General features: G+C 69.4%; 12 protein-coding genes. 4 read left to right on the top strand and 8 right to left on the bottom strand.

Annotated elements, in window-relative coordinates; genetic code table 11:
• The first annotated feature begins 29 nt into the window (after window positions 1-29).
• Complete coding sequence (locus MJ607_RS04025) at window positions 30-767, top strand: DUF2306 domain-containing protein (RefSeq protein ID WP_243074234.1); 738 nt, start codon at window positions 30-32, stop codon at window positions 765-767.
• Here MJ607_RS04025 and MJ607_RS04020 read toward each other — a convergent pair.
• From MJ607_RS04020 to MJ607_RS20160, 4 genes are all read right to left on the bottom strand, one after another.
• Window positions 756-1,718: a cation diffusion facilitator family transporter gene (locus MJ607_RS04020; protein ID WP_243074233.1), complete on the bottom strand. Its 963-nt coding sequence runs from the start codon at window positions 1,716-1,718 to the stop codon at window positions 756-758. The genes MJ607_RS04025 and MJ607_RS04020 overlap by 12 nt on opposite strands.
• Before the next feature lie 148 nt (window positions 1,719-1,866).
• Window positions 1,867-2,979 carry an alpha/beta fold hydrolase gene (locus tag MJ607_RS04015; RefSeq protein ID WP_243074232.1) on the bottom strand — a complete coding sequence of 371 codons (1,113 nt, stop codon included), beginning with the start codon at window positions 2,977-2,979 and terminating at the stop codon, window positions 1,867-1,869.
• A 152-nt stretch (window positions 2,980-3,131) separates the two neighbouring features.
• Window positions 3,132-6,629, bottom strand: a complete 3,498-nt coding sequence (locus MJ607_RS04010) for an LPXTG cell wall anchor domain-containing protein (protein WP_243074231.1) — start codon at window positions 6,627-6,629, stop codon at window positions 3,132-3,134.
• Between the two features lie 121 nt (window positions 6,630-6,750).
• Window positions 6,751-7,884: a metalloregulator ArsR/SmtB family transcription factor gene (locus MJ607_RS20160; RefSeq protein WP_308193794.1), complete on the bottom strand. Its 1,134-nt coding sequence runs from the start codon at window positions 7,882-7,884 to the stop codon at window positions 6,751-6,753.
• 85 nt (window positions 7,885-7,969) lie between these two features.
• Between MJ607_RS20160 and proC the strand changes: the two genes are divergently transcribed.
• From proC to MJ607_RS03985, 3 genes are all read left to right on the top strand, one after another.
• A complete protein-coding gene (gene proC, locus MJ607_RS03995) occupies window positions 7,970-8,806 on the top strand; it encodes a pyrroline-5-carboxylate reductase (RefSeq protein WP_243074229.1) in 837 nt (278 codons plus the stop codon).
• A gap of 255 nt (window positions 8,807-9,061) precedes the next feature.
• A complete protein-coding gene (locus MJ607_RS03990; protein ID WP_374238032.1) occupies window positions 9,062-10,417 on the top strand; it encodes a TrkH family potassium uptake protein in 1,356 nt (451 codons plus the stop codon).
• Window positions 10,410-11,105: a TrkA family potassium uptake protein gene (locus tag MJ607_RS03985; protein ID WP_243074227.1), complete on the top strand. Its 696-nt coding sequence runs from the start codon at window positions 10,410-10,412 to the stop codon at window positions 11,103-11,105. Before MJ607_RS03990 ends, MJ607_RS03985 begins: the two co-directional genes overlap by 8 nt.
• A 49-nt stretch (window positions 11,106-11,154) precedes the next feature.
• Here MJ607_RS03985 and MJ607_RS03980 read toward each other — a convergent pair whose 3' ends face one another.
• From MJ607_RS03980 to MJ607_RS03965, 4 genes are read right to left on the bottom strand one after another with little or no spacing between them, the layout of a single operon-like run.
• Complete coding sequence (locus MJ607_RS03980; RefSeq protein WP_243074226.1) at window positions 11,155-11,919, bottom strand: ABC transporter permease; 765 nt, start codon at window positions 11,917-11,919, stop codon at window positions 11,155-11,157.
• Window positions 11,916-12,737, bottom strand: coding sequence for an ABC transporter ATP-binding protein (locus MJ607_RS03975; protein WP_243074225.1), 822 nt, complete (start codon window positions 12,735-12,737; stop codon window positions 11,916-11,918). Before MJ607_RS03975 ends, MJ607_RS03980 begins: the two co-directional genes overlap by 4 nt.
• Window positions 12,734-13,102 carry a DUF1048 domain-containing protein gene (locus MJ607_RS03970; protein WP_243074224.1) on the bottom strand — a complete coding sequence of 123 codons (369 nt, stop codon included), beginning with the start codon at window positions 13,100-13,102 and terminating at the stop codon, window positions 12,734-12,736. Before MJ607_RS03970 ends, MJ607_RS03975 begins: the two co-directional genes overlap by 4 nt.
• A 2-nt stretch (window positions 13,103-13,104) precedes the next feature.
• On the bottom strand, window positions 13,105-13,452 hold the full coding sequence (locus MJ607_RS03965; protein ID WP_243074223.1) for a PadR family transcriptional regulator: 348 nt from the start codon (window positions 13,450-13,452) through the stop codon (window positions 13,105-13,107).
• Window positions 13,453-13,515: the final 63 nt, after the last annotated feature.

Here is a 13,515-nt window from a genome sequence, read left to right as displayed (position 1 = left end):
GGCACTCACCCCGTCCCTAGCGTCGAGGCATGACCGATCGACTCCTCGCACCCGCGCCCGCCGCGGCGTCCCGCCTCGCGCCGCGGCGCGCCGCCGGCCGCATCGGCTGGCTCGTCGTGGCTCTCACGGCGCTCGCGATCGTCGCGTACGCCGCCGTGCCCTACTTCCTCGCATCCCTGCCGCAGCTCGCGGGAGAAGGGGGCGGGCTCGCCGGTCACTACGCCGGCCAGCCGATGTTCGTCCAGGTCGCGCTCTACGCGCACATCGCCGGTGCGGCTATCGCGCTGCTGCTCGGCCCGCTGCAGTTCTGGCGCGGGCTGCGCGAGCGCGCCCCGCGCGTGCATCGCTGGACGGGTCGCACGTATCTCGCGGGCGTTGCGATCGGCGGTGCTGCGAGCCTCGTCATAGCCCCGTTCGGCTCCGCGGGCTTCGTCGGCTTCTTCGGCTTCGGCGCACTCGGAGTGCTGTGGCTCGTCACGGGGTGGCGCGCGTATCGCAGCATCCGTCGCGGTGATGTCCCGTCGCACCAGGCGTGGATGATCCGCAACTACGCCCTCACGTATGCCGCCGTCACGCTGCGCGTGTGGCTTCCGATGCTGCTGGTCGTGCAGATCCCGTTCGGGTCGTTCGAGTTCGACGCGGCGTTCGCGAATGCCTACGCGGCAGTGCCGTTCCTGTGCTGGCTGCCGAACCTCGTCGTCGCGGAGTGGCTCGTCCGCCGGCGCGGGCTGCCGTCGTACCGTCTGACGCCCGCGTCAGTCCGCTGACCGCAGGACGATCTCCTCGGTGGGCGGCGTGGGGCCGTCATGGCGCAGGATGTCGGGCTCCAGGTAGATCACCCGTGCCGCCGGAACCGCCGCGCGCACGCGCTCCTCGATGCGGTCGATGTCGGCGGCGACCTCGCCGAGCGAGCGGTCCGACTCGAAACCCAGCTTCGCAGCGACGAGGAGCTCGTCGGGCCCGAGGTAGAGGGTCTTGATGTGGATGAGCTTCTCGATCTCGGAGCCGTCCTGGATCGCCGCGACGATCCGGTCGTGATCGCTCATCGTCGCGCCTTCGCCGACGAGGAGGCTCTTGGTCTCGATGCCGAGCACGATCGCGACGATGATCAGCAGCGTGCCGATCATGAGCGTGCCGATGGCGTCGAAGACGCTGTTGCCTGTGATGGCAGTGAGGCCGACGCCGAAGAGGGCGAAGACGAGGCCCGTGAGCGCTGCGACGTCTTCGAGCAGGACGACGGGGAGCTCCGGCGCCTTGGCGTGCCGCACGAACCCGACCCAGGACTGGCCCTTCGCGCGCACGTGATTGCTCTCCTTGACCGCCGTACGCAGCGAGAGCGACTCGAGCACGATCGCCACGACGAGCACGACGAGCGGCACCCAGAAGTTCTCGAGCTCGTGCGGGTGCGTGAGCTTGTCGACACCCTCGTAGATCGAGAAGAGGCCGCCGACCGAGAACAGGATGATCGAGACGACGAAGGCGTACACGTAGCGCTCGCGGCCGTAGCCGAACGGGTGCTCGGCGTCGGCGCGGCGGCGCGACATCCGTCCGCCCAGCAGCAGGAGCAGCTGATTGCCGGAGTCGGCGAGGGAGTGGATCGCCTCGGCGAGCATCGAGGCCGAGCCCGAGACGAGCCACGCGACGATCTTCGCGGCCGCGATGCCCATGTTCGCGAGGAAGGCCGCGATGATCGCCCTGCTGCCGCCGGATGCACTCATGCGCAAGAGTCTACGGATGCCGCGGGCGCCCCTCAGACGGTTGACGTGCGGCTCCCGGCGGATCAGCGTGGAGCGGATCGGTCCGACGAGATCGGCTCGACGAGATCGGCCCGACGAGATCGATTCGGCGAGATCGATCCGGCGAGGATCAGTCGGACGAGCGGAGGATGATCGTCTCGGTCGGGGGAGCGGGGTCGGCTGACCGTCCGACGTAGCCGATGACGGTGAGCAGCGCGTGGCGGAACTCTGCGGGCCGCTCGAGGTGGGCCGTGTGGCCGACCCCCTCGAGTGCGAGTTCAGTGACCTCGCCGCCGCGGGCGGAGTACTCGCCGAGCACGTCGCGCATCTGCGACACCATCTCCTGTGCGGGCGCGACCTCGGCCCCCGGCCAGCCCGGGACGATGCCCAGTGAACCGAGGTGGTTGAAGTCGTAGAAGGAGGCGTCCGAGACGATCGCGTCGACCGAGCCGTGGACCCACAGCACCGGGGGCTTGGCGGCGAGGTCGACGATGCCCGACACGTTGAAATACTTCGGCGCCATCGTGTTGAGGACGCCGATCGTGCCCGCCGCGAATCCCGGCCAGTTCTCGCTCGGGACCGAATCGCCCGGGTAGTTCCCCGCCGCCGTCGAGGTCGAGAGTATCGACTCGACCCACACGTCCTCGTGCTCGGTCGTGTAGCCCGGCGCGACGTAGACCGAGCGGAAGACGCTGCGCGGTGAGGTCGGGGCCTCGTCGCTGGTGTCGTGGGCGATCACTCGCTCGATGTAGTCGGGGTTCGCGACGCCGCCGCCGACGCCGGCGTCGTCCTCTGTGAGGCGACTGCCGTCGCGGCGGGTTCCGCCGAATCCGAAAGGCGAGACGGGGGATTCGAGTGTGAGGCTCCGCGCGGGGTGGTCGAGCGCGTACTGCAGGATGACGGCGCCACCCATGGACCAGCCGACCAGGTGCGCCGAGGAGATGCCGAGCAGTTCGAGCGTCGCGAAGACGTCGTCGCTGAAGTCGCGGACCCCCCGGGTCGCATCGATCGGCGCGTGCTCCGTTCCGCCGTACCCGCGCAGGTCGATCGCGATCACACGCAGCTCTCCGGGGAGATCCTGCATGAGCTCCTGCCAGAACAGCGACGACGAACCGTTTCCGTGGACGAAGACGACCGTGCGGTCCTCGGGCGTCGCGGGGTCGTCTCCTGCCCTCTCGAGGACGTTCACGGTCAGTCGCGGCGTCTCGATGAGGCGATCGGTGATGCCGTCGAAGAGGGTCATTGCGAGTCCTTCGCTGTCGCCGAAGGGGCCCCAGCGCCCCCTGTGCCTCGACTATAGTCCGCGCTTCGGACCCCCCGCCGGGCGCGCGAGACGGTGCGCCGACCTCGAGTCCGAGAGATCGACGGAGGCGCCCATGAGCGCATGAGGATCAGTCAGTGGATGCCGCGCCGCCGTCGCGCGATCGAGAGCGCGAGCGCCCCTGCGAGCAGAAGCGCGCTCGCGAACGCGAGCGACGGAACGGCGTCGACGCCCGTCGCGGGCAGGCTTCCCGCGCCGCCTGAGCCACCCGATCCGCTGCCGCCGGAGCCGCCCGATCCGCCGTTGCCCGGATCGTCGCCGCCCGGATCCGGAGTCGCGAGCACCGTGATCGTGAAGGTGTCACTCACGAGCGCGAACACCTGAATGGGCGCGGAGTCGGTGGCGGTGCACTCCACTGTCGTCGCGCCGATCGGGTAGACGGCGCCCGAGGTGTGATCGCACGTGACGTCGACGGGCTCGACGCCTCCAGTCGTTGTGGGCGCCGGGAACGTCACCGCGACCCCCGGCTGCCCGAGCGGCGCGGTCACGACGATGTCGGCGGGCACCTGGATCGCGAGCGGATCGGGCTCGGGGTCGCCTTCGTCGAAGTCGAAGGTGACGGTGTTGTCGGTGGAGGTGGATGCTTCGCTGGGGTTGCCGGCGGTGTCTTCGGCGGCGCCCGGAGCGATCTGTGCGGTCACGGTGCCGTCGACGCTCATCCCGGTGACCGCGACGGTGTAGGTCTTCGCGTCGATGGGTGTGATGAGCGCGGTGGTGGGCAGCGCGGTGCCGGAAAGGACGACGTCGGTGTTGGTGAGTCCGGTGACGTCTTCGCTGAACACGACGGTGAACAGGATCGGCTCGGTGGAGGTGGGGTCGGACTGTCCGACAGCCTGGTTGATCGTGACGGTGGGCCCGGTGATGTCGCCCTCGTCGAAGTCGAACGTGACGGTGTTGTCGGTGGAGGTGGATGCTTCGCTGAGGTTGCCGGCGGTGTCTTCGGCGGCGCCCGGAGCGATCTGTGCGGTCACGGTGCCGTCGACGCTCATCCCGGTGACCGCGACCCGGTACGTCGATGCGGTGAGCGGCGTGATCGCAGCGGTGGTGGGCAGCGCCGTCCCCGAGAGCACGACGTCGGTGTTGGTGAGCCCAGTGACGTCTTCGCTGAAGATCACGTCGAACAGGATCGGCTCGGTCGAGGTCGGGTCGGACTGTCCCACAGCCTGGTTGATCGTGACGGTCGGCCCGGTGATGTCGCCCTCGTCGAAGTCGTAGGTGACGGTGTTGTCGGTCGAGCTCGATGGGTCGCTGAGGTTGCCCGCCGCATCCTCCGCGGCGAAAGCGGCGATCTGTGCGATGACGGTGCCGTCGACGCTCATTCCGGTGACCGCGACCCGGTATGTCGATGCGGTGAGCGGCGTGATCGCAGCCGTCGTGGGCAGCGCCGTCCCGGACAGGACGACATCGGTGTTGGTGAGCCCAGTGACGTCTTCGCTGAAGATCACGTCGAACAGGATCGGCTCGGTCGAGGTCGGGTCGGACTGTCCCACAGCCTGGTTGATCGTGACGGTCGGCCCGGTGATGTCGCCCTCGTCGAAGTCGAACGTGACGGTGTTGTCGGTGGAGGTGGATGCTTCGCTGAGGTTGCCGGCGGTGTCTTCGGCGGCGCCCGGAGCGATCTGTGCGGTCACGGTGCCGTCGACGCTCATCCCGGTGACCGCGACCCGGTACGTCGATGCGGTGAGCGGCGTGATCGCAGCCGTCGTGGGCAGCGCCGTCCCCGAGAGCACGACGTCGGTGTTGGTGAGCCCGGTGACGTCTTCGCTGAAGATCACGTCGAACAGGATCGGCTCGGTGGAGGTCGGGTCGGACTGCCCCACAGCCTGGTTGATCGTGACTGTCGGTTCCGTCGTGTCGGGCTCGGGGTCGTCATCCTGGATCGTCACGAGTCCCGAAGCATCCGTCAACGTCACGGAATAGCCCGGGGGAGGCGTCGCGGGCCCCGTCGCCGTGACGAGATACGTCTCGTCCGGGTCGTACTCGGTGTCGGGCAGCGCGTCGACCGGGATCGCGGCACTCGTGGCGTCAGCCGGGATCGACACCGTGACGGCGGACTTGGAGGTGTAGTCGACGTCACCGACCGCGCCCGAGCCGTCGGCGGTCGAAACCGTGAGGTCGAACGCCGGGTGCTCGGCCGGAGAGATCGTGACGGGGATCGTCGACGCGTCGGCCTCGGGCACCGTCGTGTCGCCGAGCGACACCTCGATCTCCTGCCCCGCGCCGACCTGCACCTGCACCTTCTCGACGCCGGGGACGTCGTTCGTGTCGAGGTCGAAGCCGAAGAACGGCACCTCGACACCCTCGGGCGGGTCGCCGAGGTACTGGAGCGGCAGGCCGTTGTTGCCGATGTCGGTGAGCAGGAAGCGGATGTCGCACAGCGAGTCGCTGAGCGGCGTGTTGAGAACCGGGTCCGAGACCGCCTTGAAGGTGATCTCGTCGAGGTGGTAGTTCAGCCAGTCGATGTCGTCGACGACGCCCGCGAAGGCGCTCGCGTAGTCGTTCGGGTTGCCCGTCGCGAAGGGCAGCGCCTCGATCTCGTCGGGGATGATGCCGAAGAACGCGTCCGAGATGGTCGTCCGCCACGCGGGGTCGATCGAGCCGAGATCCAGCGCGTAGTCGAGGACCTCCTGCAGATCGTCGCGCAATGCGAAGCCGCTCGCGCCCTGGAAGTGGAAGACGCCGCACGACGACCACGCGATGAGGATGAACTCGCGCCCCGCCCCGTCGATGGGATCGTCGCCCGAGCCCGGCGGGTCCTCGCCGTCGATCACCTCGTCGTTGTCCTCGTCGGTCGCCTCCCACGCCGTGTCGGGTCCCAGCACGACCTCCTGCGCGGGGTCCACGGTGTAGAGGGTCTGCGGCACCGTCAGCTCTGGGAAGTCGTTGAGATCCTGCACGCGGATCTGCACGTCGTGCGACACCGAGCCGGCTCCCGATCCCGGGGCGACGAGGATGCTGAGCTCCTCGGGGTCGGACCCGTCCTCATACGTGTAGCCCTCGGTCGGGGTGTACCGCAGGAGGTTCAGGCCGTCGTTGATCTGCGCCGTCGTGCCGATGACGGCCGTCGCGGATGCGGGAAGGTCGTCGTCGGAGTCCATGTCGCGCACGAGGGCCCCGCCGGGCAGCTGGTACACGACGTCCGTCTCGTCGACGCCGTCGTCGGGGTTCGGGTCGAACTCGATCCGCGTGGGCGCGGTCGTGAAGTCGAGCAGCCCGTTGCCGACGTCGAGCTGCACCGCCGTGCAGCCCGTGAGCGCGAAGGTCGGACCGAAATCGCAGTCCGGATCCTCCGAGACGATCTCGATCTTGCGCAGATCCTGCGAGATGAGGTCCTGCGAGTCGTCGAAGACGAGCACACCGTCCGGCACGAGCGGGAACGGGATGCCCGCGGGCAGGGGGCCGTCCGCGTTCGGCAAGATGTACAGCCGGGTCGGGGCGTCCACGAGGTTCACGGCGGCCTGAGCGGGGACCGCCCAGCCGAGGACCGCGAGGGCCCCGACCGTGATTCCCGTCACGAGAGTCCGGATGCCGCGTGCCGAACGGTGCGCGCGCGTCGACGTCGACTGACCCATGGTTGCCCCCCAGGGATGGGCGCGGACCTCCCCCGAAGCGCGCGCCGTTCAGGGTCATCGAACCAGCCGCCAAGGCGTCCCGTCAAGGACCCGCCGCCGCGCGACCCGCCCGGGGCTGACGTCAGCGGGTGGGCGTCGCGTCCTCGCCCATGTCGTGCGGCGCGACGCCCATGTACAGCGCGGCGGTCGCCGCCGCGGCGCGGGCCGCGACTTCGGGATCGGCGCCGTCGGCCGCGTGAGCAGCGGCCCAGGCCTCGGAGGAGCGGCGCGTGAACGCCTTTCCCTCGTCCGACAGCATCCATGCCTGACCCTCTTCGGGGGTAGGCCCGTCGACGGCGGATCCGAGGTACAGGGCGAGGCCCAGGAATCCGCTGTCCCAGCCGATGCCCGTTCCCGCGGGACCGAACTGCGCCCACAGCTCGTCGGGGACGTCGGCGACGCGCGCGACATGCTCGAGCTCGACCCGCGTGCGCTCGGGGCCCGTCTCGGTCACTCGCACCGTGACCCAGGTGACGCCGCCGCCGAACTCCCACGTCGCGCGATAGGCGGCCGCGCCGTCGACCGGGGGAGAGCACTCCAGGATCTCGCCGCCCGCGTTGCCCTCGAACTGGTAGCGCCCGCCCACCCGCAGGTCACCGCTCACGGGCAGGAACCACCGCGGGATGCGGTCGGCCGACGTCACGGCGTCCCACGCGTCATCGAGCGTCGCGCGGTACTCCTGAACGAGCCGCTGCACGCGGACGGCCTCACCGTCGCGGTCCGTCGTCTCGACGCCGCGCTCGACGGCGTCGATCTGTGCATTCACATCGACCATGTCAGGTCTCCTCTTCTTTCCGTTCCGCGTGTGCGGCCTCGCCCGCGCGGGCGTCGGCCTCGGGATCGCGGGATGCCGCGGCATCCGTCTTCTGCTCGTCCGCGTCCTCGTCGGCGAGGCGACGTGCGCGGCGTCCGCGCGCGAGCTCTGTGCCCAGCGCGTCGAAGCGCGGCTGCCAGAACGCCGGAACGGGTCGAACCAGGCGTCGGCGGCTTGGAGCGGAGCCGGGTCGACCATATAGAGGCGTCGGGTCCCCTCGGCGCGCACCGTGGCGAAGCCGGACTCGCGCAGCACCCGCAGATGCTGCGAGACGGCAGGCTGCGAGATCGCGAACTCACGCTGGATCACGTCGCCGATCTCGCCGGCGCTGCGTTCGCCGTCCGCGAGCAGCTCGACGATGCGTCGCCGCACCGGGTCGCCGAGGATGTCGAGTGCGTGCATGGTCTCATCATTGCGTCGCCACTTATATAAGTCAAGGCGCAAAGAGTTTCCCTTCGATTCGCGCACGCCTCGTAGGATGACCTCCATGCCTGATTCCCTTCCGTCTCTCGCGTTCCTCGGTGCCGGCTCCATGGGAGGCGCGATCCTGCGCGGACTCGTCCGCTCCGGTCTTGCCGGCGGCGGCATCGCGGCGACCAACCGCAGCGCCGCCAAAGCTGCCGAACTCGAGGGACTCGCGGGGGTCACGTCGGTCGCGCTCGAGCAGCAGCCGACGGGCAATGCGGATGCCGCGGCATCCGCCGACATCGTCCTGGTCGGCGTGAAGCCCGCCATGGTGCCCGATCTGCTGCGCGAGATCGCCCCGCACCTGCGGCCCGGCACGATCGTCGTGAGCCTCGCCGCGGGTGTCACGATCGCCACGTTCGAGGGGATCCTCGGCGAGGAGATCCCCGTGCTGCGCTCCATGCCCAACACGCCGGCGCTCGTCGGCAAGGCCGTCACGGGACTCGCCGCAGGATCCGCCGCGACGCCCGAGGCCGTCGCGCTCGTGCGGCGGCTGTTCGAGACGGTCGGCACGGTCGTCGAGGTGTCGGAGGACCGCATCGACGCCCTCTCGACGATCTCGGGATCCGGCCCCGCCTACGTCTACCTCCTCATCGAGGAGCTCACCGAGGCCGCGATCGGCAAGGGCTTCAGCGAAGAGCAGGCGCGGCTCATGGCCGAGCAGACGTTCATCGGCGCGACGGCGCTGCTCGAGGCATCCGGAGACGACCCCGCCGAGCTGCGTCGCCGCGTGACGAGCCCCAAGGGCACGACCGAGCGCGCGATCGCCGTTCTGCAGGGCGCGCACCTCGCGGGGCTGTTCGCGGAGGCGACCGATGCCGCGCTCGCCCGTGCCAAGGAGCTGGCGGCGGGAGCGTAGGCGACCCCGGCAAGCGACGGTCGTCGAGCAGCCGCCGAGCGGGTCTCGAAACGGGCGGCGGGAGCGTAGGCGACCCCGGCAAGCGACGGTCGTCGAGCAGCCGCCGAGCGGGTCTCGAAACGGGCGGCGGGAGCGTAGGCGACCCCGGCAAGCGACGGTCGTCGAGCAGCCGCCGAGCGGGTCTCGAAACGGGCGGCGATCGCGCAGTGCTGAGGGACGTCGCCCCGCGCCGCGGATAGAGTCGCGATCATGAGGATGCTGCAGACGGCGCCGGCCCGCCGCCGCGCTCGTCGCATCCGACCCGCCCGCAGCATCGTGGCAGCCTTCGCGATGGCCATCGCGGTGGGCACGGGCCTGCTCATGCTGCCGATCTCTGCGCGCTCCGGCGAGGTCACCGAGTTCTTCCATGCGCTGTTCACCGCGACATCCGCCGTCTGCGTGACGGGGCTCACGGTCGTGGACACCGCGACGCACTGGACGCCGTTCGGGCAGGTCGTCATCATGCTGCTCGTCCAGCTCGGGGGCCTCGGCATCATGATCTCGGCGGCGACGATCGGGCTGTTCCTCGCCCGCAAGATGAGCGTCGCTAGCCGGCTCACGGCGGCGATGGAGGCAGGCACCGTCCGCTTCGACGACGTGCGCGGGCTCGCGCGGCGCATCGTGCTCATCTCGCTCCTGATCGAGGGCATGACGTTCCTCTTCCTCGCCCCGCGATTCGCCTGGGGCTACGGCTACGACCTCGGCGAAGCCGCGTGGCTCGGACTCTTCCACTCCGTGTCGGCGTTCAACAACGCGGGGTTCGCGCTGTTCAGCGACAACCTCATCGGGTTCGCCGCCGACCCGTTCATCTGCCTGCCGCTCTGCGCCGCCATCATCCTGGGCGGTCTCGGCTTCCCCGTCCTGATGCAGCTGCGGCGCGAGTTCCCGCATCCGCTGCGCTGGACGATGAACACGCGCATCGTCCTGTCGGCGACGATCGTCCTGCTCGCGATCGGGACGCTCTACATCGGCGCGCTGGAGTGGACCAATCCGCGCACGCTCGGCGCCTACGATCCTTGGGCGCGCGTGCTGATCGCGTTCTTCCACTCCGTCCAGACGCGCACGGCGGGCTTCAACTCCGTCGACATCGGCCGCATGCACGACGAGACGTGGGTCGGCATGGACGTCCTGATGTACATCGGCGCGGGCCCCGCGGGAACGGCGGGCGGCATCAAGGTCACGACCTTCGCGGTGCTGTGGTTCATCCTCCTGACGGAGCTGCGGGGCGAGGGATCCGTCCACATCTTCGGCAAGCGCCTCTCGCGCGCCGTGCACCGGCAGGCGATCTCGGTCGTCCTGCTCTCTATCGCGGGGATCATGGCCTCGACGATCGCGCTCATGCTCATCACGGGGCAAGGCCTCGGCAAGGTGCTCTTCGAGGCGGTCTCGGCGTTCGGCACGGTGGGGCTTACGACGGGCATCACCTACGACCTGCCGCCGGCGGCCGAGATGATCCTCGTGCTGCTCATGTTCATCGGCCGTCTCGGCCCTCTGACGATCGGGTCGGCCTTCGCGCTGCGCGATCGCCGTACCCTGTACGAGTTCCCCACGGAAAGGCCCGCCATTGGCTAGATTCGCGCTGTTCGGCGACACGTCGCGTCGCATCGCCGAGGCGGACTCGGTCGCCGTGATCGGCCTCGGGCGCTTCGGCAGCGCCCTTGCCCTCGAGCTCATGGCGGCGGGCACCGAAGTGCTCGGCATCGACACCGATGACGAACTCGTGCAGGCGCACAACGGCGAGCTCACGCAGGTCGTCCGTGCCGACTCGACGAAGGATGAGGTGCTGCGCCAGCTCGCGATCGGAGAGTTCGACCGCGTCGTCGTCGCGATCGGCGCCGACGTGCAGGCCTCGATCCTGACGTGCTCGATCCTGCTCGGGATGAAGATTCCCGTCATCTGGGCCAAGGCCGTGACCGAGCAGCACGGCCGCATCCTCGAGCAGCTCGGCGTGCACCATGTCGTGTACCCCGAGAAGGACATGGGGCGCCGCGTCGCGCACCTCGTGCGCGGCGCCGCGATCGACTACCTCGAGATCGAGCCGGGCTACTCGATCGCCAAGATCGCCGCGCCCGCGGAGATCCGCGGCATCCCGCTCGGCAGGACGACGATCCGGCAGAAGCACGGGATCACGGTGACAGCGCATCGCCCGGTCGACGGCGAGTGGCTCAACGCCGACAACGAGACGGTCCTGAACGAGGGGGATCTCGCCCTCATCGTCGGACCCACCGACCGCGTCGAGGCGTTCGCACAGCTGCAGTGAACGGCGAAGCGCCGCCCTCCGATCGGGAAGGCGGCGCTTCGAGCGCGGGTCAGCGGAACTTGCGCTTGTAGATCGCGACCGCGAAGCCGTACGCGACGACCAGGATGCCGACGAGCCAGGCGAGCGCGACCCAGATGTCGGTGCCGACCGGCTGGCCCGCGAACAGAGCACGCAGCGTGTCGACGATCGCCGTGACGGGCTGGTTCTCGGCGAACCACGCGACCGGCGCGGGCATCGACTCGGTCGGGACGAACGCCGAGCTGATGAACGGCAGGAAGATCAGCGGGTAGCTGAACGCGCTCGCCCCGTCGACCGTCTTCGCCGAGAGGCCCGCGATGACCGCGATCCAGGTCAGTGCGAGGGTGAACAGGGTCAGGATGCCGAGCACCGCGAGCCACACGAGCACCGACGCCCCCGTGCGGAAGCCCATGAGGAGCGCGACCCCGATCACGACCGCGATCGACACGAGGATCGCGACGAGCGACGTGAACACATGCGCCCACAGCACGCTCGATCGGGCGATCGGCATCGACTGGAAGCGCTCGAAGATGCCGCCCTGCATGTCGAGGAACAGCCGGTACGCCGTGTAGGCGATGCCCGAGGCGATCGTGATGAGCAGGATGCCGGGCAGCATGTAGTCGATGTACGACTCCTGCGATCCCGTGTCGATCGCCCCGCCGAAGACGTACACGAAGAGGAGCATCAGGGCGATCGGGGTGACCGCCGTCGTGATGATCGTGTCGGGGCTTCTCAGGATGTGCCGGAGGGACCGGCTCGTGAGCACGGCGGTGTCGCCGATCACGTGAGTGGTCATCGGAGTTCCTTTCCTGTGGGGACGTTCTCGCCGGCGTCCGCGCCGGGAGCGGCATCCGTCTCCACCGTCTCGCCCACGAGCGCGAGGAACACGTCCTCGAGCGAGGGCTGCTTCTCGACGTACTCGACCTGAGCCGGCGGCAGGAGCCGCTTGAGCTCGGCGAGCGTGCCGTTCTGGATGATCGTGCCCTTGTGCAGGATCGCGATGCGGTCGGCGAGCTGCTCGGCCTCGTCGAGGTACTGCGTCGTGAGCAGCACCGTGGTGCCGTTCTTCGCGAGCCCGCGAACGGTGTCCCACACCTCGATCCGCGCCTGCGGATCGAGGCCCGTCGTCGGCTCGTCGAGGAAGACGACCGGCGGGTCGCCGATGAGGCTCATCGCGATGTCGAGCCGGCGCCGCATGCCGCCCGAGTACGTCGACGCGCGGCGCCCGCCCGCCTCGGTGAGCGCGAAGCGGGCCAGCAGCTCGTCCGCGATCCTTCCGGGGTTCGCGAGGTGGCGCAGCTTCGCGACGAGCACGAGGTTCTCCCGGCCGCTCAGCACCTCGTCGACGGCGGCGAACTGCCCCGTGAGGCTGATCGACTGCCGCACGTCGCCGGCCTGGGTCGTGACGTCGAAGCCGTTGACGGCGGCGGAACCCGCGTCGGCGGAGAGGAGCGTCGACAGGATGCGGACGAGAGTCGTCTTGCCGGCGCCGTTCGAGCCGAGCAGGGCGAAGATGCTTCCCGAGGCGACCTCGAAGTCGACGCCGCGCAGCACCTGCACGTCCTTGAACGACTTCTCGACGCCCGTCACGCGGACGGCGGTGGTCGCGCTCATCGCGGCTCCTCCTGCTCTGCCTCGTCGATCGCCTTGTTGAGGCGCGCGCGCTCCTTGTCGATCCACTGCTTGCCCGAGTACGCCTGCGCGAAGTTCTCGGCGAAGGCGACCGGGTCGTCGCCGACGATCTCGCGGACGGGGGTCCCGTCGAGCGCTGCGCGCTCCCACAGGTCGGCGAAGTCCGTGAACATCGTCGTCAGGGTGTCGCCGTCGACGACGCCGCCGGCGTACATGAGGTACCGGTGCACGGCCTTGGCCGCCGTGCGGTACGACGCGGGCAGCGCCTCGATGCGCGCCATGTCCTGCTTGTACTGCTTCTTCTGCTCGAGCGACCCGGTGAGGGCTTCGATCCATTTGGCGGCCATGATCACTTTCCTTCTTCGTTGTCGATGTGTGCGGGGCGGAGCTGTTCGAGGCGTTCGGTGAGGAAGCTCCACGTCCTCCAGAACTCGGTGAGATAGTCCGTGCCCTGCGCGTTGAGGGAGTAGACCTTGCGCGGCGGGCCCTTCTCGGACGGGACCTTCTCGACGTCGACGAGGCCCCGCTGCTCGACCCGCACGAGGAGTGCGTAGACGGTGCCCTCGGCGATGTCGGCGAAGCCCTGGTCGCGCAACCACGACGTGATCTCGTAGCCGTACGCGGCGCGGGTGGCGAGGATCGCCAGCACGATGCCCTCGAGGACCCCCTTGAGCATCTCGGTCTCCTGCTTGCCCATCGGACCCCTCCTTCCACTACTCGGTGTTGCTGACTACCACTAGATAGTAACGCCGAGTACCAG

Origin of the sequence: Microbacterium sp. SS28 (genome assembly GCF_022761035.1) — a bacterium.
Lineage (GTDB): Bacteria > Actinomycetota > Actinomycetes > Actinomycetales > Microbacteriaceae > Microbacterium.
This window is presented reverse-complemented; position numbering and strand designations above follow the sequence as displayed.

Excerpts from the sequence above, each read along its gene's own strand:
- MJ607_RS04020 (WP_243074233.1), bottom strand. The coding sequence starts at position 1,718 with ATGAGTGCATCCGGCGGCAGCAGGGCGATCATCGCGGCCTTCCTCGCG.
- MJ607_RS03990 (WP_374238032.1), top strand. The coding sequence starts at position 9,062 with ATGCTGCAGACGGCGCCGGCCCGCCGCCGCGCTCGTCGCATCCGACCC.
- MJ607_RS03975 (WP_243074225.1), bottom strand. The coding sequence starts at position 12,737 with ATGAGCGCGACCACCGCCGTCCGCGTGACGGGCGTCGAGAAGTCGTTC.
- MJ607_RS03965 (WP_243074223.1), bottom strand. The coding sequence starts at position 13,452 with ATGGGCAAGCAGGAGACCGAGATGCTCAAGGGGGTCCTCGAGGGCATC.
- MJ607_RS20160 (WP_308193794.1), bottom strand. The coding sequence starts at position 7,884 with ATGCACGCACTCGACATCCTCGGCGACCCGGTGCGGCGACGCATCGTC.
- proC (WP_243074229.1), top strand. The coding sequence starts at position 7,970 with ATGCCTGATTCCCTTCCGTCTCTCGCGTTCCTCGGTGCCGGCTCCATG.
- MJ607_RS04025 (WP_243074234.1), top strand. The coding sequence starts at position 30 with ATGACCGATCGACTCCTCGCACCCGCGCCCGCCGCGGCGTCCCGCCTC.
- MJ607_RS04015 (WP_243074232.1), bottom strand. The coding sequence starts at position 2,979 with ATGACCCTCTTCGACGGCATCACCGATCGCCTCATCGAGACGCCGCGA.
- MJ607_RS04010 (WP_243074231.1), bottom strand. The coding sequence starts at position 6,629 with ATGGGTCAGTCGACGTCGACGCGCGCGCACCGTTCGGCACGCGGCATC.
- MJ607_RS03980 (WP_243074226.1), bottom strand. The coding sequence starts at position 11,919 with ATGACCACTCACGTGATCGGCGACACCGCCGTGCTCACGAGCCGGTCC.
- MJ607_RS03970 (WP_243074224.1), bottom strand. The coding sequence starts at position 13,102 with ATGGCCGCCAAATGGATCGAAGCCCTCACCGGGTCGCTCGAGCAGAAG.